The following is a 19,856-nucleotide window of genomic DNA, read 5'->3' on the forward strand; positions in this document are numbered from 1 at the left end:
GTCTGGCGACGATGAGGAAGCATGACGGAACCTGAACCCAGAGGCGGCGGCTGGAAGCGACAGGGCTTCATCCCCGTCAGCCGCCAGTCCTCCGAACAGCCCGCCACCCCCTACCCCGCGCCGCCCCCGCGCGCCGCCGCCCCGCCTCCCGCGCCGCCCCCGCCCGCGGACCCGGCGGCCCCCGATCCCTCGTACGAACCGGTCTTCGCGCGGCTGTGGCAGCGCTGGACCACCGAGGGCCGTACGGTGCCCGGCGAGCCCGACCCGGAGTGGGCCGCGCTCACCCGCCGCAGCCCCTGGCCGCGCTGAGGAACGGCCCCGGACGCGGCGAGGGCCGCCCTCCCCGGCGGGGAAGGCGGCCCTCGGTGCGCCGCGCGAGCGGCGCGCGGCGGCTCAGCTGTTGCCGGCGCCGTTGCCGGACAGGACCGGGATGTCGTCCAGGATGTGCGACAGCGGCTCGTCGCCCTTCGCCTGGGTCGAGTTCTCGGTGCACTGCTGGTTCTGCGGCGAGGACAGGACGTTGACGTCCTGGACCGCGATCGGCACCAGGCCGACGAGCGAACCGGCGTTGACCTTGGCGGGCAGGCCGATGCAGGGCTTGTTGAGCGAGCCCTGCACGAGCGCCAGCTGCGGGCTCATGTTGCCGTAGGTGGCCTGGTTGCCGTACGCCTGCTGCGCGCCGTTGCCGGAGACCGAGGTCGTGCCACCGTCGTTGGCGATCGCCATGGCGGGGGCGGCGACAGCGGCGCTCACGCCGACGACCGAAGCGGCGACGGCCGCGACAGACATGACCTTCTTGATCATGAGTGATCCTTTCGAGTACGGGCCCCGTCCCGGAGCACGCTGGTCAACTGACCGGCCGCGCTCGGGATGCGGGCGTTCACTCCAATGGCCCACGGATTCATCACACCGCTGTCACCGGGCGAAACACCCGTACGGCCTTCGCACGGGGTCAGCCGCCGCGGTTGTTGCGGGTGGGCCGGTTGGGGCGGCGGTGGAGGTGGAGGAAGGAGAGCCGGGTCAGGGTCTCGACGGAGCGCTCGCGGTCGCCTGCCGTGCCGACCGGCAGCGTCCGCGTGCGGCCCCGTGCCCGGACGGCGGCCTCCTGTTCCTGGAAGAGGTCGGCGTCCTCGGGCGCGACGCGCCACGTGAGCCGCCCGGCGGCCGTGTCCACGTGGACGGGTGACCAGCCGTCCGGACCGGGGGCGCCGACGCTCCCGGCGTGCAGGCGCAGGACGTAGGCGATGAGCCCGGCGCGCTCGCGCTGGGCCGCGTCGAGTTCGGCGTGCACCTCGGCGAGCCGGTCGACGAGGCGCAGTTCGCGCGCGCTCCAGGAGCGGGAACGTGAGCGGCGCGGGCCGCGGGCGGGGGTGGAGGCGTCGGCGGCGGTGGCGAGCGGAGGGGCGGGCCGGGGGGCCTTCGCGGGCTTGGTGGGCTTTCCGGGCCTGGCGGACCCGGCGGGCTTGCCGCCCTTGGCGGGGTGCTTCGCCGTCGCGGCGGGCTTGGCCGGGCCCGTGGACCTGGCGGGACCGGTGGGCCTGGCGGCTCCGGCCGCCTTGGCCGGACCGGCGGCCTTCGCGGGCTTGGCGGGGCGGGCGGCCTTGGGGGGCTTCGTCGCGGTACCGGCTCTGCCCCCGGCCCCCTTTCTCTCCACGGCGGTGCGCGTAGCCATCACGGATTCCTCCCTGGGCGGTGAACACAAAACGGGAACTGCCGTGAATTCGGCGGGCGAAGAACGCGGGCCACATCAAGGCAGTTGAGATGATAAACAGCGCTTCGCGGAAGAAATCGTGCCCACCACGCCGGTTCTTCTCAGAAATTCTTGCGAAACCGTACGAATCCGGGGGCACGGAGACGCTGAACGGGTGAAGGGGGGCGAGGGGGCGAAACCGATGGACGGTACGGCAGTTTGCCAGGAAGCAGCCGGCTGCCGCGTTCCGCGCCGACAGTCGCTGCGTACGCGCACGCTCCGTATCGCCCGTCGCCGCCCGCCCTTCCCGGGGCCGCCCCGAACGTCCCGGGGACAGCGTGCGGCGGCATCGAAAGGTTGGACATGATCAAGAAGTTCGCGGCCGCCGCCGCGCTCACCGCGGGTGTCGTCGCCCTCGGCGCCCCGCAGGCCCTCGCCCTCGCCGACGACGGCGGCACCACGTCGGTCTCCGGCAACGGCGCCAAGCAGTCGTACGGCAACCAGGCCACCTTCGGCGACCAGAGCCCGCAGCTCAGCCTGGTCCAGGGCTCGCTCAACAAGCCCTGCATCGGCCTCCCGGTCAAGGGCAACGTCGGCTCGCTCGTCGGCCTCGTGCCCGTCGCGGTCCAGGACGTCAACGTCCTGTCCTCGCCGCAGAACCAGCAGTGCACCGAGAACTCGACCCAGGCGAAGGGCGACGAGCCGCTGTCGCACATCCTGGACGACATCCCGGTCCTCTCGGGCAACGGCGCCGCCAACGGCTGACCGCCGCCCCCGGCGTCCCGGCGTCGAAGCGCCCCGCTCGTACGCGTCCCACCCAGGGACGCGTTACCGGCGGGGCGCGGCCGTGTGTGCGGGCGGGGCGGGGTCGTGTGTGCGGCGGGGGCGTGTGTGCGGGCGGGGTGCGGCCGTGTGCGGGACAGCGCGTCGGGGCGCGGGAGGGAGCAGTCGGGCTCGGCGGGGGCGCGGCCGGGAATTCGGCGCGGCGGATTTTCCGCACGGAATAAACGAACCTCTCTGCGAAATAACAGAGCGTCACCTTCCCCGCCTTAGGCGGGGTTTTTGTTTTTTATAGGCGTCTCTCCGTTCGGGTGAAGGTTGCCCGGCCTTCCGGCGCCAGGGGTTTCCTCCCGCTCCCCCCTTTCGTTCACAGGGCACGCCGGGCCCCATCCGGCGTGCCACTCCCTCTCTCCTCCCCCTTCCGAAAGGAACGACATGCTCAAGAAGACCGCCACCGTCTTCGCCGGCGCCGTCCTCGCGCTCGGTGCCGCAGTCCCCGCCTTCGCCGACTCGGGCGCCGAGGGTGCCGCCATCGGTTCGCCGGGCGTCCTCTCCGGCAACCTCGTGCAGGTCCCGGTCCACGTGCCGCTGAACGTCTGCGGCAACTCGATCAACGTGATCGGGCTGCTGAACCCGGCCTTCGGCAACGCCTGCGTCAACGCCTGATCCCGCTTCACCCCCCGGCCCGCTGAACGGGCCCGGGTCCGCCGGCCCTGGGAGCGCGCCTCCCAGGGCCGGTTTCCGCTCCGAGTCAGGAAGAACCTCGCCATGCGCCACACCCTCAGCAAGGGGATGCTCGTGACGGCCGCCGCGGCCTCCGGCATCCTCTCCCTGAACGGCGGTTCCGCCCTCGCCGCCGAGTCCACGGCAGCGGGCTCGCCCGGCGTCCTCTCCGGGAACAGCGTGCAGGCTTCGGTGGACGCCCCCGTGAACGTCTGCGGCAACAGCGTCGACGTGGTCGGGATCGCGAACCCGACCTTCGGCAACAGGTGCGGGAACGAGGACGGGGGCGCCTCGGCCGGACCCGCGGAGCGGGACGCGCACGAGAGGGCCGCGTCCGGGGAGAGCGGGCCGCGCCACGAGGGGACCGGGCCCGGGCATACGCAGCGGGGGCGGCACGCGGCCCCCGGGCCCGGACGGGACACAGCGGGGCACGAGGCGGGCGAGGACCGGGCCGCTCCGCGCGGGCGGCACGCGGCCCCCGCCATCGGGACGTCGTCCGTGGCGCGCGGCGGGGCGACCGGTTCGCCGGGGCTGCTCTCGGGGAACGCGGTGCAGGTGCCGCTCGACGTGCCGCTGAACGTGTGCGGGAACACGGTGGACGTCGTGGCGCTGCTCAACCCGGCCTTCGGCAACGGCTGCGGCAACGGGGCCCCCGCCCCGGAGCACCCGACGCCGCGCCCGCCCCACCACGTACCTCCGCACCACGTACCGCCCCACCACGTACCGCCCCACCACGTACCGCCGCGGCACGTACCGCCGAAGACGGACGAGGGTGACGGCGGCGGGACGTCCTCCGGCTGGACCGGGGGCGGGGAGAAGGAGCCCGCGCGGCTCGCGGAGACGGGGGCGGACGCGGGGCTCCTCGGGGTCGCGGGGGCCTCGGCCACGCTGCTCGTCGGGGGTGCGGTCCTCTACCGGCGCAAGGCGGTCTCCGCTCACCGGTAGGGTCGCTCGACGTGGTCCGGACGGGTGCCTCCCGGCCGGGCCTGTCGGCGAACCGAACGAGGTGAGGGGCCCGGTGCCCACGAGCGAACGGCCCGCGCGGGCGACGGCGGCGGTGCCTCGTACCCTCCTCCCCCTCTCCCTGCTGCTCTTCGCCGCCGTGCGCGTGCTGTGTCTCGTGACGCTCGCGGTGTGGGCGGGCGCGGAGGGGCGCAGTGCGCACAAGGTGCTCGCGGAGCGGTGGGACTCGCTGTGGTACGTGCGGGTCGTCGAGCACGGCTACGACTTCACGCTGACCGCGCCGGACGGGCGCGTGCTCTCGGACCGGGCCTTCTTCCCGCTCCTGCCCTGGCTGGAGAAGGCCGGTCACGGGCTCACGGGGCTCGCTCCGCAGGACGTGGGGCTCGGTGTGAGCGCGCTCGCCTCGCTCGCGGCGGCGTGGGCGATCCACCGGATCGCGGCGCGGCTGTACGGGGAGCGGCCGGCGCTCTTCGCGGTGGCGCTGTGGGCGGTGCTGCCGGTCTCGGTCGTGCAGTCGATGGCGTACAGCGAGTCGCTCTTCACGGCGCTCGCGGCCTGGTCGCTCTGGTCGCTGCTGCGCGAACGCTGGCTGCCGGCCGGGCTGCTCGCCTCGGCGGCGGGCCTGACGCGGCCGGTCGGTCTCGCGGTGGTGCTCGCGGTGTGGGGGGCGGCGTGGGCGGGCCGCCGCCTGACGTGGCGCGTGGCGGCCGGGTGCGTGCTCGCGCCGCTGGGGGCGGCGGGGTACGTGCTGTGGTCGGGCCTGAGTTCGGGCCACGGCCCCTTCGGCTACCTCGACGTGCAGGGCGACTGGGGCAACGGCTTCGACGGCGGCCTCGCCTTCGCCCGCTTCCTCGGCGACCTGCTGAGCGGCCCCGGCTTCGCGGGCGGCATCGGCCTGATCATCGGCGTGGCGGCGCTGCTCTGGCTCTACGTCCGGGGCATCCGCCAGGGCCAGCCGCTCCCCCTCGTCCTCTACACGGGCGTGGTCCTGCTCCTCGCCCTGTGCACCTCCGGCTTCTTCGGCTCCAAACCCCGCCTCCTCCTCCCCGCCTTCCCCCTCCTGTTCCCCCTGGCCCTCGCCCTCTCCCGCCTCCACCACCGCCGCACCGCCTGGCTCGTGGTGACCGCGGCAGCGGCACTGGCGGCAGCCTACGGAGCCTTCTGGCTCCTGGGCTCGGGGCCGCCGTGAGGGCGTGAGGCCGTAGGGGGAGGCGCTCCGGGGGCGTACGGGGTGGAGCGCGGCGGTAGGGGGCGGGGGCGCGGGAGCGTACGGGGTGGGGCGGCTAGGACGGCGTGCGGGCCGGGGCCGGGGGCCCCGCCGAGTGCTCCGGACCCGTCCGGCGAGGCACCTCTGCCCGTTCCTGGCGCGTGGTCAGAAGGACAGGTGCGTGCGGGCCCAGGTGGGGAAGGGGGTGGTGGGGATGCCGAGGGCGGCGGCGGCTTCGGGGTGGGCGGGCTGGACGGAGACGTTGTTGACGACGTGGCCCGCGCCCCAGGCGGGCATGCCGGCGGCGAGGGCCTCCTCGAGGGTCAGGGCGGGGGCGGTGACCGGGATGCCCCACTGGGCGGCGAGGATCTCGGTGACCTGGCGCATGGTGAGGCGGTCGCCCGCGAGTTCGAGTTCGACGGTGTGGAAGCGGTCGGGGTCCTGGACGGCGTGGGCGGCGGCGACGCCGATGTCGTCGGGGTCGATCAGGGCGAGGAGGGTGTCCGGCTGGAGGACGGTGGCGAAGCCGCCCTCGGGGCCCTTCGGGAGCAGCGCGATCAGGTTGTCCATGAAGTAGGCCGGCTTGATGATCGTCCAGCGGGGGAAGTCGGCCGCGCGGACCGCGGCGATGATCGCCGTCTTCGTCGCGTAGTACTCCTCCAAAGCCGCCAGCGGGCCCTCGCCCCAGCCGGGCAGCTCGGTGTGCGAGCCGACGCCGCTCGTCGAGGACTGGATGAACTGCGGTACGCGCGCGGCGCGGGCCGCGTCGACGAGGTGCGTCGCCTGGGCCAGTTCGCCGGCGAAGTCGACTCCCGCCTCGCTCATCGGCGGCATCTGCACGGAGAAGACGGCCCGGACCCCGGCGACCGCCGGATCGAGCGAGGCGCGGTCCATGAGGTCGCCCGTGACGAGTTCGGCGCCGAGCGCGGCGACCTCCCGCGCGCGGTCGGCGTGGGGGTCGCGTACGAGGGCCCGGACGGGGACCCCGGCGGCGAGCAGGGCGCGAGCGGTCGCTCCGCCCTGCCGGCCGGTCGCCCCGGTGACGAGGACGGGGGCGGAGGAGGAGGCTGTGGGCTGGGCGGACATGGGGCTCCTTCGGGAGGGCGCGCGGCGGGCGGGCACGCGGGGCGGCGTGCGGCCAGGGGCTCGCGACAGCGAAACGGCGGGGGTCACCGTTTCCTGTTCCGGTACGATACGGCGGGGCCCACCACTTAGCAAAGCGAGACGTCATGACCGGTCAGCGTGCGGACGCACGGCGCAATTACGCCCGTATCCTCGCCGTCGCCGAGGCGGAGGTCGCCGAGCGCGGCGCCGACGCCTCGCTCGAACACATCGCGCGTACGGCGGGAGTCGGCTCGGCGACCGTGCGCCGCCACTTCCCGAACCGGCGGGCCCTCCTGGAGGCCGTCTTCCACGAGCGGATCGAGGCGCTGCGCGTCCGCGCGGAGGCGCTGACCGAGGCCGAGGACAGCCGCGCGGCGCTGCTCACCTGGCTGCACGAGCTGGTCGCGTACTCGGTGAGCGCGCGCGGCTTCGCGGACACGCTCACGTACGAGCCCCCGAGCGACACCCCGAGCAGCTGCGCCACCGCGCTGGAGGACTCCGGCGCCCCGCTGCTGCGCCGCGCCCAGCAGGACGGCGCCGTCGCACCCGGAATCACCCCGCACGACCTGCTGACGCTGGGGATCGGGATCGCGCTGGCGACGGAGCACCACGAGGACCCGGAGGCGCAGGCGGAGCGGCTGTTCGCGGTGGTGGTGGAGGGGGTCAGTCCGGGGGGTGGGTGGGGGTAGGGGGGCGGGGGGCGGCGGCGGGGCGGGGCGGCGGGGCGGCGGGATGGCGGGATGGCGGGGCGCCCGCCGGGGGGCGTCGGGCGGGGCCGAATGTTCGGGGTGGCGTGAACGGGGCCGAGGCGAGCGCGAGGACTAGGTGAGCGCGAGGCCGACGTCAGCGCGAGGGCGGCGGGACACCCACCGGTGACACTCCGGGCGGGGCGAGCGCCGACCCACTGCCTCCCTGGCAGGGCTGCGCTCCCACCACCGGGGCCTGCCCCGCTCGGCCCGCGCGGGAGCCTGTCCCGTCGCGCCCGCGCAGGAACCTGTCCCGCCACACCGCGCCAGAGCCTCCCCCGCCCACAACCGGCGCCGAGGCACCCGACCGCTCGGGGTGCCCTTCGCGCCCGGCCCGGGACAGCCCCCGCCCTCCCTGGGGGGCGCCCCGTATACAAGTCTTCCGCAAATCCCCCGGCCCTCCACCCACCTCCCCGCATCTGTGGACAACTTCAGCAAAGCCGCACAACCTCTCACTCTTTCCAGTGAGGCGATGCGCGGAAAAACAAGCCACAGAGGCCGAATCCCACAGCCTGTGGATAACTCGGCGCCTTCCGGGGTGAGTGAGCGCCCACTCACCCCGGAGAGCAGCACCGAGCCCGCGCCTCAGCGGCGTTCGAACTGGGCCTGTTCGCCCGCCGGGCGGGGAAGCGTGCCCGGTGGCGTCGGTACGGGGGTGCCGCGCAGGCGGGTGCGGACGCCGCGGACGAGGCGGGACGCCGTGTAGTCAGCGCCCAGGACGAAACGCATCGAGGGGCCGTAGGAGGCCGCCGTGACGAGCCCCGCCATGAAGAGTCCCGGGAGCGAGGACTCGAAGCCCGCGTCGACCTCCGGGGAGCCGTCCAGCGCGGCCGTGCGCAGTCGCCCGCGCGTCTCGGGGTCGAGGACGGTGAGCCGGGTCGCCGCCGGGGTGAAGCCCGTCGCGGCGATCACGTGGTCCGTGTGCAGGGTCTCCCCCGTCGCGCCCGAGAGCGCGAGGCGCAGGCCCGTGCCCGACGGTGCCGCGTGGCGGACCTCGCGCCCGAGGAGGACCTCGACACCGCGCGTCACGCGTTCGCGGACCCACCAGGCGCCCGCGGGGCCGAGCGCGGCGCGGGCCACGCGGCTGCGGTAGTCGGCGGGCAACTTGCGGTAGATGCCGGGCAGTTCCGCGTAGAACCAGTTCCGCCAGCCGCTGCCGAGGCCGCTGTGCGGGGCGCGCGCGGACTGCCACCACGGGCGCTTCCACGGCGGCGGGAGGGTGTTCCAGCACAGACCGGGGGCGCGGACCAGGACGCGCGCGCGGGTGCCCTGTTCGGCGAGGAGCGCGGCCGTCTCCAGGGCCGCCTGGCCGCCGCCGACCACCGTCACGTCACCGCCCGCGAAGCGGCTCAGGTCGTCGTGGTCGCTGCTGTGCGACACGAGCCCGCCGTCGCGCAGCGGGGCGAGGACGGGTGGCAGGTCGGTGAAGGGCATGACGCCGACGGCGAGCGCGACGGTGCGGCTGAGCAGGACCTCGCCGTCCTCCGTCGTGAGGCGGAAACCGCCGCCGGGCAGCGGCTGGACGCGGCTGATCAGGCGTTCGTCGACGCCGCACGGGACCGCGTGCCGCGCGAACCACAGGCCGTACGCGGCGAAGACCGGCACGGGGACGGGCGTGCCGTGCCGCGCGTCGATGCCCTCGCCCGCGCAGTACGCGTCGAGGCCGAAGCGCCCGGCGGGGTCGGAGAGGTGCGAGGCCCAGGGCTCGGACTTGAGGAACATGCCGGGCGGCATGTGGTCGCGCCAGGAGGCCATCGGGCGGCCGAAGACGCGCAGCTGGAGTCCGGCGGCGGCGGCGTGTGCGGCGATCGACAGGCCGTAGGGGCCCGCTCCCACCACTACGAGGTCGTACATGCGGTGCTGCTCGCTTTCTGCTGGTCGTCGGCCCCGTTCCCCACGGGCGGCGGCGGTACGGGTACGGGGCGCTCCTCGGGCGCCGGACGCTTTCCGGCTGCGGGCCGTCCCTCGGCTGCGGGGCGCTCCTCTGGCAGGGGACGCCCCTCGGGCAGGGGATGCCCCTCGGATACGGGACGCCCCTCGGGTACGGGACGCCCCTCGGGTACGGCGCCCCCCTCCGGCGCGGGATGCGGCCGGGACGTGAGGCGGCGGGCCGCGCGGGCGAGGACGTGCGCGCTCCACGCGGCGGTCATCGCGGCGGCGGGCACGGGGTCGTCGGCGGCCCACCAGGCGCCCTCGCGACCGGCCCGGCCCGTCCCCGTGCCCCCGGCGGAACCGGCTCGCTCCCCGCGCACCGCCGAGAGCAGCGCGTACGTGCCGACCGTGAAGCGGCGGCCCGGGGCCGGGGTGCGGGCGGGGAGGGGACGGCCCGTCAGGTCGAGGTGGAGGGCGCGGACGACGTCGAGGCCGCCGTGGTCGGTGAAGAGGCGGAACTGGGCGCCGGGGCGGGGGTTGAAGTCGAGGAGGTACGGGGTCGTGCCGGTGGCGTCGTAGCGGAAGTCGAGGTCGAGCACGCCGCGGTAGCCGAGCGTCGCGACGAGGCGGCGGGCGCACTCGTCGATGCGCGGGTCGTGTTCCCAGCGGCCGACGGCGGTGAGCCCGGCGCCCGGCGGCCAGGCGCGGAGTTTGCGGCCCGTGCCGCCCGCGGCGAGGCGCCCGGCGCGGTCGGCGTAGGCGTGGCAGAACCAGTCGCGGCCGGGGGCGTACGGCAGGAGGTGCTGGATCAGGAGGGGGCTGCCCGCCTCGGCGGTACGGGCCTGGAGCGCGGCGGCCTCGGCCGGGGTGCGCACGAGGGTCGTGGAGCGCAGGCCGCTGCCGGGAGGCAGGAGCCAGGGGCGGCTCCACTTGGCGATGGCGGGGGCGCCGAGCGCGCGGACCGCCTCGGCGGCCTCGGCCGGGCTCGCGGGATGCGCGGTCTCGGGGTGGGCGATCCCGGCGGCGGCGCAGACCTCGGCGAGCCGGGCCTTGTCGGCGACGCGCGCGGCGAGCCCCCGGGGCTGGGCGGGGAGGAGGAAGCGGTCCGCGAGCGCGGGCGGCAGGTGGTCGACGGCAACGGCGCTGTGGTCGTCGAGCGGGACGAGCACGGCACGGCCCGGCAGCTCCCGCACGGCCTCGGCGAGGACGGCGGCGATGCCGTCGGGCCCGGTCTCCTGCGGGGGCTGGCGCCAGGTCCGTACGACGTACCGGGAGCGGGCGAGGGGGCCGCGCGGGCCCTCGCTGACGGCGTGCACGGGGACGCCGGCGCGGCCCAGGGAGCGGGCGGCGCCGAGGGTGCCGTGGTGGAAGGGATTGCGGTCCACACGGACGAGGACGGCGGGGACGGTCGCGTCCAGGGCGCAGCTCTGGCCGCTCACGCGGCGGGGAATCCGGGTGGCCCGGCGCCCCGGCTTTTCGGGTGCGTTCTCCCCCGGCGGGGATTCGTCCGGACGGGGGATGGATTTCGCGAACGGGTTACGCACCCGGTCGGCGTAAGAGAAATACATACGACTGACATCCCACCACTTCCGTGCCGGTACGACCGGGCACCAGAATTCCAGGAGACTGGTATGACCAAGGAGAGATTCCGCCGCGACCGCAAGCGACTCGCGATCGGCGCCGCCGGAATTCTCGGCGTTCTCGCTTTCGCTCCGGCCCCGGTCGGCGCGGTCACGATCGCGACGGTACCGGTAGCGGCCCTTTCGGCCGGGGAACCGGGGGACACGAATGACGGGGAATCACCGAGGGTGCGGGGCGCGGAGGACGGCGCGCCGCCCGGCCGCCCGGCGACGGACCCGAGCCCGCTGCCCGCGTTCCCGCCGTTCCCCTCGCCGACGCTCCCCCGCCCGGCCCCGAGCCCGCCCGCCGCGTCCACCGCGCCCGCTCCGAGCCCCGCGCCCACCGCCACGCCCACCGCGAGCCCCGCACCCGCACCCGCCCCCGGTTTCGGCGCGTACCTCCACTACAGCCCGCGCGGCATCACGGACATGGCGGCCTTCTCGCGCTGGCTCGGCGGCCGGGAGGTGACGGTGGGGCACACGTACCTGCCCGGGGACGTGTGGCAGAACATCGAGGGCGCGCCCACGTGGCTCGCGGACTGGGCCGCCTGGTACAAGGCGGAGCCGGGCCGCACGCTCGTCCTCAACGTGCCGATGCTGGAGCGCACGGAGGCCCGGGTGCCGGACGCGATGGTGGCGCGCGAGCTGCGGCGCGGTGCCGCGGGCGCGTACGACGGGCACTTCGAGCGGCTCGCGCGGCGGCTCGTGGGGCTCGGCGTGAAGGACGCGGTGCTCGTGGTCGGCTGGGAGATGAACGGGACGACGTACACGCACCGCTGCGGGCCCGATCCGCGCGCGTGGCGCACGTACTGGGCGCGTATCGCGCGGGTGATGAACGGGGTCGAGGGCGCGGGTTTCCGTTTCGATTTCACGCCGACGCGAGGGCGCGACGCGACGCCGTGGACGGAGTGCTATCCCGGGGACGACGTGGTGGACATCGTCGGGATGGATTCCTACGACCAGCCGTACGGGACGGATTTCGACCGGCAGATCTCGGAACCGTACGGGCTCCAGGCGCAGGTGGATTTCGCGGCGAAGCACGGGAAGGCGATCTCGTACCCCGAGTGGGGGCTTTTCAAGAATGGTGACAACGCGGAGTACATGCGGCGGATGATCCGCTGGATGGACGCGCACCCGCCGCTTTACCAGACGATTTCCGACTACTGCCCGCACGGCGTGTGGCAGTGCCGGATGAATCAGCGGGCGACGGCCGTGTATCGGCAGGCGTTCAAGGCGGGGGGCGGTCTTCCGGCGGAGGACGCCGGGGAGAAGGAGCAGGCGCCGATGAGGGATTGCCGGCCCGTCAGGCTCGGGGGGTGGCTGGAGGAGCGGCTCGGCGGACGGCTGTGCGTGCGCTTCAACTGGTGACCGGGGTGGGGGCGGCCCCGGTACGGGCCCGCCCCCGCCGTCAGTCCCGCGTCGGGGGCTTCGCGCGGTGGGCGTGGAGCCAGGTGGCGGCCTGGGTGCGGGCGGTCGCGTGGGCCGTGCGCAGCCACAGGAGGGGGGCGGTGCGGCGGGTGGAGAGCAGGAGCCGCTGGTTGACGACGGTGTCGGGGCGCCAGTGGCTCTTGTACGGCTCGGTGCCGCGCAGGAGGCTCAGGGTCTCGCGGCCGTCCTCGGCGGCGAGCGCGGAGGCGGTGCGCAGGAGCATCGTGGCGACGTCAGCCTTGCGTTCGCGCAGCGCGGGGTCGGCCCCGTAGAGGTAGCCGCCCGCGAGGCGCTGCGAGAGCAGTGTCAGGTCGACGGCGACGGTCTCGCCGTCGAGGCGGTAGGCGGTGAGCTGGGCGTCCCCGGTGCGGACCATCGTCGTGACGGAGCGCACGAGGTGGTCGCGGAAGCGGGGGCGCAGGTGCTCGGGGGTGACCTTGCGGCCCTGCCACTGGCGGCGGTGCAGGGCGAGGAGGGTGCGGATCGCGGCGGGGACGTCCTCGGCGGGGACGGGCGTCGCCTCGATGCCGAGGGCGTCGATCTTGCGGAGTTTGGCGCGGAAGCGCTGGGCGCGCGAGGCGGGGAGCCGGGTGAGGAGTTCGGCGAGGGGGCGCGCGGGGAGTTCGAGGCAGGGCGAGTCGGGGCGGCGCACGACGAGGCCGCGCCAGTGCGCGAGGAGGAGTTCGGTGGCGGCGCCCGGACGCAGTTCGCGCAGGTCGACGAGGGCGGTGCGGGCGGCGCGGCGCAGTGCGGCGGCGAGGGCGCGCGCGGCGGGGCCCGCGTGGGCCGCGTCGACGAGGACGTCGCCGAAGTCGGAGATCTCGCCGCCCATGAGGACGAGCGCGGGCAGCGGCCCGGGGGCGCGCATGAGCGGCGCGGCGGCGACGAGGCGGTCGCCGCTGCGGACGACGAGGACGCGGAGGGCGCCGGGCGTCCCGTACGACTGCCACCACGAGGAGAGCCAGGCGTGGCTCTGGAAGGGGGTGGCGCTCGGGCAGGCGGCGGTGAGGCGGCGCCAGGCGGGGGCGAGGAGCGCGAAGGCGCCGGGCTCGGTGATCCATTCGGTGGTGCAGGGTGCCGGGTCGGCCTCGGTGCGGAGTCCGTCGCCGGGGCGGGGCGCGGCGCGGCCGGGGAGGGGGACGCGGTGCGCGCGGGCGAGGGTGTCGTGCTCGGTACTCATCGGTGCGGGCTTCCCCCGGTGCTCTTCGTGCTCTTGGGATGCGTGGTCTTGGGATGCGTGCTCTAGGGACGCGTGCTCTTCGGAGTGGTGCATGGTGTGGGTGGAACGAGGTGGCGGGGTCTCAGGTGGCGGGCGCGGGGGCCTGGGCGGTGGGCGCGCCGGGGGTTCAGGTCGCGGTCTCGCTCGTACGGGACGCGTCGGCGCCCTTGCGCTCCGCCGGGGCCGGGACGGCGCCCGCCGGGAGGGACGCGGGTCCGGCGAGGGGGCGGCGGGGGCGGGCGAGGAGGGCGAGGGCGCCGAGGAGGCCGCCCGCGCAGGCGCCGACCCCGGTGGTGAGGAGCGCGCCGGGGCTCGCGGGGGCGCTCGGGGCGAGGGCGCGGGAGAAGGAGACGAGCGAGACGCGCGTGTCGGTGGCGTTGTGCCCGGCGGCGGTGACGAGGGCGCGGGCGACGGCGTTGGCGTTGTCGGCGGCCTGTTCGGGGTCGCCGGAGCGGGCGCCGATGGCGATCATGGGGGCGTCCGGCGAGGTCTCGGCCGTGACGGAGGAGCGGAGCGCGGCGAGCGGGACGCGGGCCTCGACCTGGGCGTCGCCGAGCACGCCGAGCTGCGTGGCGACGCGCCCGTACGCCTGCGCGAAGCCGAGCGCGGAGGCGGAGTCGCCGCCCTTGCCGGGGACGGCGAGGACGTAGGCGGTCGCGGAGTACGTGACGGGGCTCGCGAGCCCGTACGCGGCGCCGCCGCCCGCGCCGAGGAGGACGCCCGCGCCGAGGAACGCCCAGGCGGGCAGGGTCCTCAGTCGCGCGAGGCGGGCGAGCGCCGCGCGGCGGCGGGCGGGGGCGGGGGCGGGGGCCGGGCTGCTGGGGGTGCTGGCGGGGCTGGTGCTCACGGCGTGTTCGCTTTCGTACGGGTCGGGTGGGGCGCGCGGGGGCGCGGGGGGCGGGCGGGGGTCGCCGCCTGGGCGAGGGCGTGGCGGTAGACGGTGTCGAGGAGGGCGGCGGAGCGCTCGACGGCGTAGTGGCGCACGGCGGCGGGCACGGGGAACCGCTCGCCCGGCGGGAGCCCGCGCCCGTGGCCGGTGGCGCGGCCCCAGCGGACGGCCTCGGCGAGCGCGGCCGGTGAGCCGCCGACGCGCTCCGCGGGCGCCGACTCGGGCGGCAGGTCCTCCAGGGCGGGGCAGCGCACGTAGAGGACGGGGAGTCCGGCAGCGAGTGCCTCGACGACGGCGAGTCCGAAGGCTTCGTCGGCGGAGGGCGAGAGGAAGACGTCGGCGGCGCAGAACAGGGCGCGCAGTCCGTGCGGGTCCTGTTCGCCGGTGAGGTGCACGCGCTCGTCCAGGCGCAGCCGCGTGGTGAGGGCGCGCAGGGCGGCCTCCTCGGGGCCCGCGCCCGCGAGGACGAGGTGGTGGTCCGGGGGGAGGAGGGCGAGGGCCTCGACGAGGGCGGTGAAGCGTTTGCCGGGGACGAGGCGGCCCGCTCCGGCGAGGACGTGCGCGCCGTCGGGGATGCCGAGGGCGGTGCGCGCGGTGGTGCGCAGCTCGGGGTCGTGGGCGAAGGCGGTGGCGTCGATGCCGTTGGGGACGACGTGGACGCGGGTGTCGGGGACGCCCCAGCGGGTGAGGCGTTCGGCGACGGTGTCGGAGACGGCGACGGTCGCGGTGCCGAGGCGTTCGCCCGCGAGGTAGAGGGCGCGGACGCCGGGGGTCAGGGGGCGGCCCTCGATCTCGGTGTCCCCGAGCGAGTGCTCGGTGGCGACGAGCGCGCGGACACCCGCGAGGCGCGCGGCGACGCGGCCGTAGAGGCAGGCGCGGTAGAGGTGCGTGTGCACGAGGTCGTAGCGGCCCGTACGGATGTGGCGGGCGAGGCGGGGCAGCGCGCTCAGGTCGCGGTTGCCGCGCATGCCGAGGTGGTGGACGGGCACGCCGTCGGCGCGCAGCGCGGTGGCGAGGGGCCCGGGGTGGGTGAGGGTGACGATCTCGCTGTCGGCGGTGAGGCGGGGCACGAGGAGGCGGAGCTGCTGCTCGGCGCCGCCGACCCCCAGTCCGGTGATGACGTGGAGGACGCGGGGGCGGGGGGCGGTGTCCGGGCGGGGAACGGCGTCCGGGCGGGGAACGGCGTCCGGAGCGGGGCGCGCGCTCTGAGCGGTGCTCATACGCGGGCCGCCTCCTCGGGCGCGAGGGGCGCGTACGGGAGCGTGGCGAGCGCGGTGGGGCGGCGGCGGGCGTGGAGGCGGCGCTTGAGGGCGAGGAACGGGGCCGTGTCGCGGCTGCCGACGTGGACACGCGGGAGGGCGTACGGGCCGGTGTGCGCGCCGGGATCGATGGCGCAGGCGTACCGGTACCCGGCGGCGCGGACGGCGTCCATGGCGCGGGCGTCGAGCGTGCCGTACGGGTAGCAGAAGCCGTCCACGGGCGTGCCGGTGAGCGCGGTGAGGCGCGCGCGGGCGCCGGCGGTCTCGGCGCGGAGGGTGGCGTCGTCGGCGCGGGTGAGGTCGACGTGCGTGAGGCCGTGCGCGGCGAGTTCCATGCCCTCGGCGCGGACGCGGCGCAGTCCGGCGGCGGTGAGGAGGGGCTTGCGGGGGCCGAGCGGATCCCAGGCGTTGTCGCCGCCGAGGCGGCCGGGGAGGGCGAAGACGGTGGCGGTGCAGCCGTAACGGTGCAGGAGGGGGACGGCGTGGGAGAGGAAGTCGGCGTACCCGTCGTCGAAGGTGAGCCCGACGAGCCCTTCGCCGCGCCCGGCGGCGCGGGCGGTGAGGAGGGCGGCGACGGAGACGCCGCGCAGTCCGCGCCGCCGCAGCCAGCGGAGCTGACGCTCCAGGCGGTGCGGGGTGACGGTGACGCGGTACGGGTCCTCGCGCACCTCGGAGACGGAGTGGTACATGAGCACCCACAGCGGGGTGGTGGGGGCGGGGCGCGCGGGAAAGGCGGGCGCGGGGACGGCGGGCGGTTCAGCGGGCATCGCGGCGCTTTCTCGTACGGGGGGCGGGGGTGGACGCGTCGGTGGCGGGGGACGCGGCAGTGGAGGGGGACTCGGGAGCCGAGGGGGACGCGGGGGCGGTCGCGTCGCGGACGGGTTCGCCCGCACGTGAGGTACGGCCGGACCGGCCACCTGAGGTACGGCCGGACCGGCCCGCGCGGCGACTCGCGAACCGGTGCGCGACGGTCTGGCGGAGCACCTCGGCGGCCGGGAGGCGCAGGGCGAGCGCGGTGCCGAGGGAGACGGTGAGGAGGGCGAGGGTCCCTGCCGTGAGCCCGGCGGCGGGGGCGGTGAGGCGCGCGGCGGCGAGGTGGGCCGCGAGGCAGCCGAGGGCGGCGGCGAGGACGAGTCCCGCGAGGTCGCGGGCGACGGCCCCGGTGCGGAGCGGCAGGGAGCGGCGCAGCGGCCCGGCGAGCATGAGGGCGGCGGTGGTGCTGATGCCGAGGGCGTTGGCGGCGGCGAGGCCGAGGACGCCGTGGCGCGGGGTGAGGAGGGCCGCGCCGAGGGCGGTGACGGTGAGCCCGGCGAGCATGGCGGCGGCCGGGTACCAGGTCCTGCGCGCGGCGGAGAAGTAGGAGCGGATGAGGGCGCCGACGAGTGTGTGGCCGAGGAGGCCGAGGGCGTAGACGCGCATGACGGCGGCGGTGGCCGCCGTGTCGGTGGCGGTGAAGGCCCCGCGCTGGAAGAGGAGTTCGACGATCTGTCCGGCGCAGGCGATGACGGCGGCGGCGCCGAGGAGGACGACGCACCCGGCGAGGGAGAGGTCGCGCTCGACGCGGCGGCGGGCGTCCTCGACGCGGCCTTCGGCGAGGGCCTTGGAGACGACGGGGAAGGTGACGGTCGCCAGCATGAGCGACATGACCATGGGGACCTGCGCGACCTTCTGCGCGTAGTTGAGGTGCGAGATCGCGCCCGGGGCGAGTTCCGAGCCGAACCAGCGCTCGACGAGCACCTGCGACTGCCGGAAGAGCGCGAAGCACAGGACGGGCCCGAGGAGCGCGGGGTCGAAGAGCCGCGTACGGGCCCTGGGAGCGTCCCCGTTCACGCCCCCGATGACGCGCCGCGCGCGCAACTCCCGTACGAGGAAGGGCGCCTGTACGAGGACCATGAGCCCGCCACCGAGAGCGACGCCGAGCGCGGCGGCGCGCACGCCCCAGCCCGCCCAGGCGCCGACGAGCGCCATCGCGGCGATGATGCCGGTGTTGTAGGCGACGTAGATGGAGGCCGGGGAGAGGTAGCGGCGGTGCACGCGCAGGGCGGCGCCGCAGTACCCGGCGAGCCCGAAGCTGAGGGCGCAGGTCGCGGTGAGGCGCGTGCAGTCGACGGCGAGCTGACGGCGCGGCAGGCCCGGGGCGAGGGACTCGACGATCCAGGGGGCGCCCGCGACGAGGAGGAGCGCGACGAGCGAGAGGATCGCGCAGAACTTGGGGAGCGTGGCGCGCACGAGGGCGCGGACGGGGTCGGGTTCCCCGGCGCCGTTCGCGGCGCGCAGGGCGAGCGCGAGGGAGAAGGCGGGGACGAGCACGAGCGCGGTGCCGTCCTCGATGAGGAGCGTGGACGCGAACTCGGGGAGGGTCCAGGCGACGAGGAAGGCGTCGGTCTCCTGCCCGGCCCCGAAGAAGTGCGCGAGCGCCTGGTCGCGGACGAGCCCGAGGACGGACCCGGCGACGGTGAGCGCGGCGGTGATCCCGGCGGCCCGCGCGAGGAACCGGCCGGAGGGGTCCGGGCCTTCGGCACGGGGGGCGGGGAGGGCCTTGGCGGGGCCGGGGGTGCTCGCGGTCGGGACGGTCGTCGCGGCGCTCGCGGTCGCCGCCGCCTTCGCGGTCATCGCGGTCGTCGGGGTCGTCGCGGTCGTCGCGGTCGTCGCGGGTACGCCGGGTGCGGTGGATGCGGCGAGCGCGGTGGATGCGGCGGGCGCGGTGGGCGTGGGCCGGTGGCTCATGGGGTCCGCCTCTCGGAGGGCTGGGAGGCGGGCTGCCGGTGCGGCGCGGGGCAGGGTGTCGCGTACGGGACGGGCCGCCCCGGTGCCTCGTACGCCGCGGACCCGCCCGACCCGTACGACCCGTCCCCCTCCGCCCCCGGCCGCTCCGCCCCGTACCGCGCCCCGAGTCCCCACCAGGCCGCGAGGCCGAGGGCGAGGGCGGTCATGACGGTGGCGGGGCCGCCGATGTCGGCGTAGGTGAAGTCGACGAGCTGCCAGACGAGGAGGCCGCAGGCGACGAGCCCGCAGTCGAGCGGGCGGCGGCGCCGGGCGCGGCGCCGGTGCGTCCCGGCGAGGCGGCGCACGCCCAGGACGAGGAGCGCGGCCCAGCTCCCGGCGAGGGCGGTGAGGCCGATGAGGCCCTGCTCGCCGAGGACGAGGAGGTACATGTTGTGCGGGGACAGGAGGGGCTGGACGCGGAAGTCCTGGCCCGCGCCCGCCGTGTCGCTGCCCGCCGAGAGAGCGAGCGAGGCGTGGCTGTCGCGGTGGGCGGGGAAGTTCTTCAACCCGACGCCGGTGACGGGGTGTTCGCGCCACATGTCGGCCGCCGCGGCCCACAGGGTGTAGCGGTCGGTGACGGACTGGTCGGGGGCGTCGGTGACCTTCGTGATGCTGCTGAGGCGTTCCTGCAGCATCGCGGAGCCGATGCCGAGGCCGCCGACGAGGACGACGGCGGCGGCGCTCGCGGCGGCGAGGACGGCGAGGGCGCGGCGCGGTCCGGCGGCGAGGAGCTGGAGGCCGAGGACGGCGGCGGTGGCGATCCAGGCGCCGCGGCTGAAGGAGAGCGCGAGGGGCACGAGGAGCGCCGCCGCGCAGAGGGCGGCGAGGGGCCGCTGGAGGCGCGGGGCCTCTCCGGTACGGGCGAGGGCGAGGCCGCTCGCGGCGACGAGCCCGTACGCGACGACGGTGGCCATGCCCATGACGTCGCCGGGCCCGAAGGTGCCGACGGCGCGGACGTCCTCGCCCATGTAGGAGGCGCCGGAGCCGGTGAGGTACTGGACGACGCCGACGCCGCCCTCCGCGAGGGCGAGGGCGACGAGTCCCCAGGCGAGGACGCGGACGTCGCGCGCGTCGCGGAGGGAGAGGAGGAGCGCGGCGGGGACGAGGACGAAGATCTGGAGGTAGCGGCCGAGCCCGGCGATCCCGGTCGCGGCGTCGGCGGCACCGAGGGCGGCGAGCGCGAGCGCGAGGACGGGGGCGCCGAGGACGAGGGCGGCGCGGGGGGTGAGGGCGGCGCGGAACCGGGTGGCCCCGCGCGCCCCACCGGCCTCGCGGCTCCCACCGGCCTCGCGGCTCCCACCGGTCTCACGGCTCCCCCCGGTCTCGCCCCCGCTCCCGCCTCTGTCTCCGCCCGCCCCGCTCTCGCCCCTCCCCGCGCTCCCCCGGCCTTCGCGCAGGAGCCGGAGCACGACGGTCAGGACGAGGACGGCCGAGGCCGCGTCGGCGGGCGTCGCGCCCTCGGCGCCGGGGCTCGCGGGGTAGGCGAGGAGGGCGAGAACGGCGAGCGCGGGGAGCAGGCGGCCGGGGACGTGGCGGCGCAGGCCGCGCGCGAGGACGGTGAGGGGGCGGGGCGGGCCGCCTCCCGCGCGGC

18 protein-coding genes are annotated in these 19,856 nt (G+C 76.3%); 7 read left to right on the forward strand and 11 right to left on the reverse strand.

The window, feature by feature from the left end:
- Positions 1-21: 21 nt before the first annotated feature.
- Positions 22-309, forward strand: a complete 288-nt coding sequence (locus tag STTU_RS13805) for a hypothetical protein (RefSeq protein WP_007823808.1) — start codon at positions 22-24, stop codon at positions 307-309.
- A gap of 84 nt (positions 310-393) precedes the next feature.
- Here STTU_RS13805 and STTU_RS13810 read toward each other — a convergent pair whose 3' ends face one another.
- Complete coding sequence (locus STTU_RS13810) at positions 394-804, reverse strand: rodlin (protein WP_007823810.1); 411 nt, start codon at positions 802-804, stop codon at positions 394-396.
- A 148-nt stretch (positions 805-952) separates the two neighbouring features.
- Positions 953-1,672 (reverse strand): hypothetical protein, encoded by a 720-nt coding sequence (locus STTU_RS13815; RefSeq protein ID WP_043255139.1) that lies wholly within the window; start codon positions 1,670-1,672, stop codon positions 953-955.
- A gap of 381 nt (positions 1,673-2,053) precedes the next feature.
- Here STTU_RS13815 and STTU_RS13820 point away from each other — a divergent pair, with 381 nt between their 5' ends.
- The 4 genes from STTU_RS13820 to STTU_RS13835 all read left to right on the forward strand — a co-directional run bounded on the left by STTU_RS13820 (position 2,054) and on the right by STTU_RS13835 (position 5,345).
- Complete coding sequence (locus STTU_RS13820) at positions 2,054-2,455, forward strand: rodlin (protein WP_043255140.1); 402 nt, start codon at positions 2,054-2,056, stop codon at positions 2,453-2,455.
- A gap of 450 nt (positions 2,456-2,905) precedes the next feature.
- Positions 2,906-3,136, forward strand: coding sequence for a chaplin (locus tag STTU_RS13825; protein WP_007823817.1), 231 nt, complete (start codon positions 2,906-2,908; stop codon positions 3,134-3,136).
- 102 nt (positions 3,137-3,238) lie between these two features.
- Complete coding sequence (locus STTU_RS36060) at positions 3,239-4,138, forward strand: chaplin (RefSeq protein WP_007823819.1); 900 nt, start codon at positions 3,239-3,241, stop codon at positions 4,136-4,138.
- Positions 4,139-4,211: 73 nt separating this feature from the next.
- Positions 4,212-5,345: a glycosyltransferase family 39 protein gene (locus STTU_RS13835; protein ID WP_007823821.1), complete on the forward strand. Its 1,134-nt coding sequence runs from the start codon at positions 4,212-4,214 to the stop codon at positions 5,343-5,345.
- 183 nt (positions 5,346-5,528) lie between these two features.
- Here STTU_RS13835 and STTU_RS13840 read toward each other — a convergent pair whose 3' ends face one another.
- Entirely contained in the window at positions 5,529-6,449 is a 921-nt protein-coding gene (locus tag STTU_RS13840) for an NmrA family NAD(P)-binding protein (protein WP_043255142.1), read from the reverse strand.
- A gap of 143 nt (positions 6,450-6,592) precedes the next feature.
- Here STTU_RS13840 and STTU_RS13845 point away from each other — a divergent pair, with 143 nt between their 5' ends.
- Entirely contained in the window at positions 6,593-7,156 is a 564-nt protein-coding gene (locus tag STTU_RS13845) for a TetR/AcrR family transcriptional regulator (RefSeq protein WP_007823825.1), read from the forward strand.
- Positions 7,157-7,798: 642 nt separating this feature from the next.
- On the opposite strand, the gene STTU_RS13850 is transcribed toward STTU_RS13845, so the two are convergent.
- Entirely contained in the window at positions 7,799-9,067 is a 1,269-nt protein-coding gene (locus STTU_RS13850; protein WP_199785020.1) for an FAD-dependent oxidoreductase, read from the reverse strand.
- A complete protein-coding gene (locus tag STTU_RS13855) occupies positions 9,052-10,524 on the reverse strand; it encodes a hypothetical protein (RefSeq protein ID WP_007823829.1) in 1,473 nt (490 codons plus the stop codon). Before STTU_RS13855 ends, STTU_RS13850 begins: the two co-directional genes overlap by 16 nt.
- A gap of 192 nt (positions 10,525-10,716) precedes the next feature.
- Between STTU_RS13855 and STTU_RS13860 the strand changes: the two genes are divergently transcribed.
- Positions 10,717-12,072, forward strand: a complete 1,356-nt coding sequence (locus STTU_RS13860; protein WP_007823831.1) for a glycoside hydrolase family 26 protein — start codon at positions 10,717-10,719, stop codon at positions 12,070-12,072.
- A 40-nt stretch (positions 12,073-12,112) separates the two neighbouring features.
- Here the strand turns inward: STTU_RS13860 and STTU_RS13865 are convergent, their stop codons facing one another.
- The 6 genes from STTU_RS13865 to STTU_RS35385 form a co-directional block, all read right to left on the reverse strand.
- Positions 12,113-13,312 carry a GNAT family N-acetyltransferase gene (locus tag STTU_RS13865; RefSeq protein ID WP_007823833.1) on the reverse strand — a complete coding sequence of 400 codons (1,200 nt, stop codon included), beginning with the start codon at positions 13,310-13,312 and terminating at the stop codon, positions 12,113-12,115.
- A 166-nt stretch (positions 13,313-13,478) separates the two neighbouring features.
- Positions 13,479-14,198, reverse strand: coding sequence for a lipopolysaccharide biosynthesis protein (locus tag STTU_RS13870; protein WP_086021140.1), 720 nt, complete (start codon positions 14,196-14,198; stop codon positions 13,479-13,481).
- Complete coding sequence (locus tag STTU_RS13875) at positions 14,195-15,460, reverse strand: glycosyltransferase (protein ID WP_078518972.1); 1,266 nt, start codon at positions 15,458-15,460, stop codon at positions 14,195-14,197. Before STTU_RS13875 ends, STTU_RS13870 begins: the two co-directional genes overlap by 4 nt.
- Positions 15,457-16,266 carry a polysaccharide deacetylase family protein gene (locus STTU_RS13880; RefSeq protein ID WP_043255148.1) on the reverse strand — a complete coding sequence of 270 codons (810 nt, stop codon included), beginning with the start codon at positions 16,264-16,266 and terminating at the stop codon, positions 15,457-15,459. Before STTU_RS13880 ends, STTU_RS13875 begins: the two co-directional genes overlap by 4 nt.
- Positions 16,256-18,226, reverse strand: coding sequence for a lipid II flippase MurJ (locus STTU_RS13885; RefSeq protein ID WP_007823841.1), 1,971 nt, complete (start codon positions 18,224-18,226; stop codon positions 16,256-16,258). The genes STTU_RS13880 and STTU_RS13885 overlap by 11 nt, the downstream gene beginning before the upstream one ends.
- Positions 18,223-19,674 carry an O-antigen ligase family protein gene (locus STTU_RS35385; RefSeq protein ID WP_267881225.1) on the reverse strand — a complete coding sequence of 484 codons (1,452 nt, stop codon included), beginning with the start codon at positions 19,672-19,674 and terminating at the stop codon, positions 18,223-18,225. Before STTU_RS35385 ends, STTU_RS13885 begins: the two co-directional genes overlap by 4 nt.
- Between the last annotated feature and the right edge of the window lie 182 nt (positions 19,675-19,856).

The organism is Streptomyces sp. Tu6071, from assembly GCF_000213055.1.
In the GTDB taxonomy this organism is placed as follows: Bacteria; Actinomycetota; Actinomycetes; order Streptomycetales; family Streptomycetaceae; genus Streptomyces; species Streptomyces evansiae.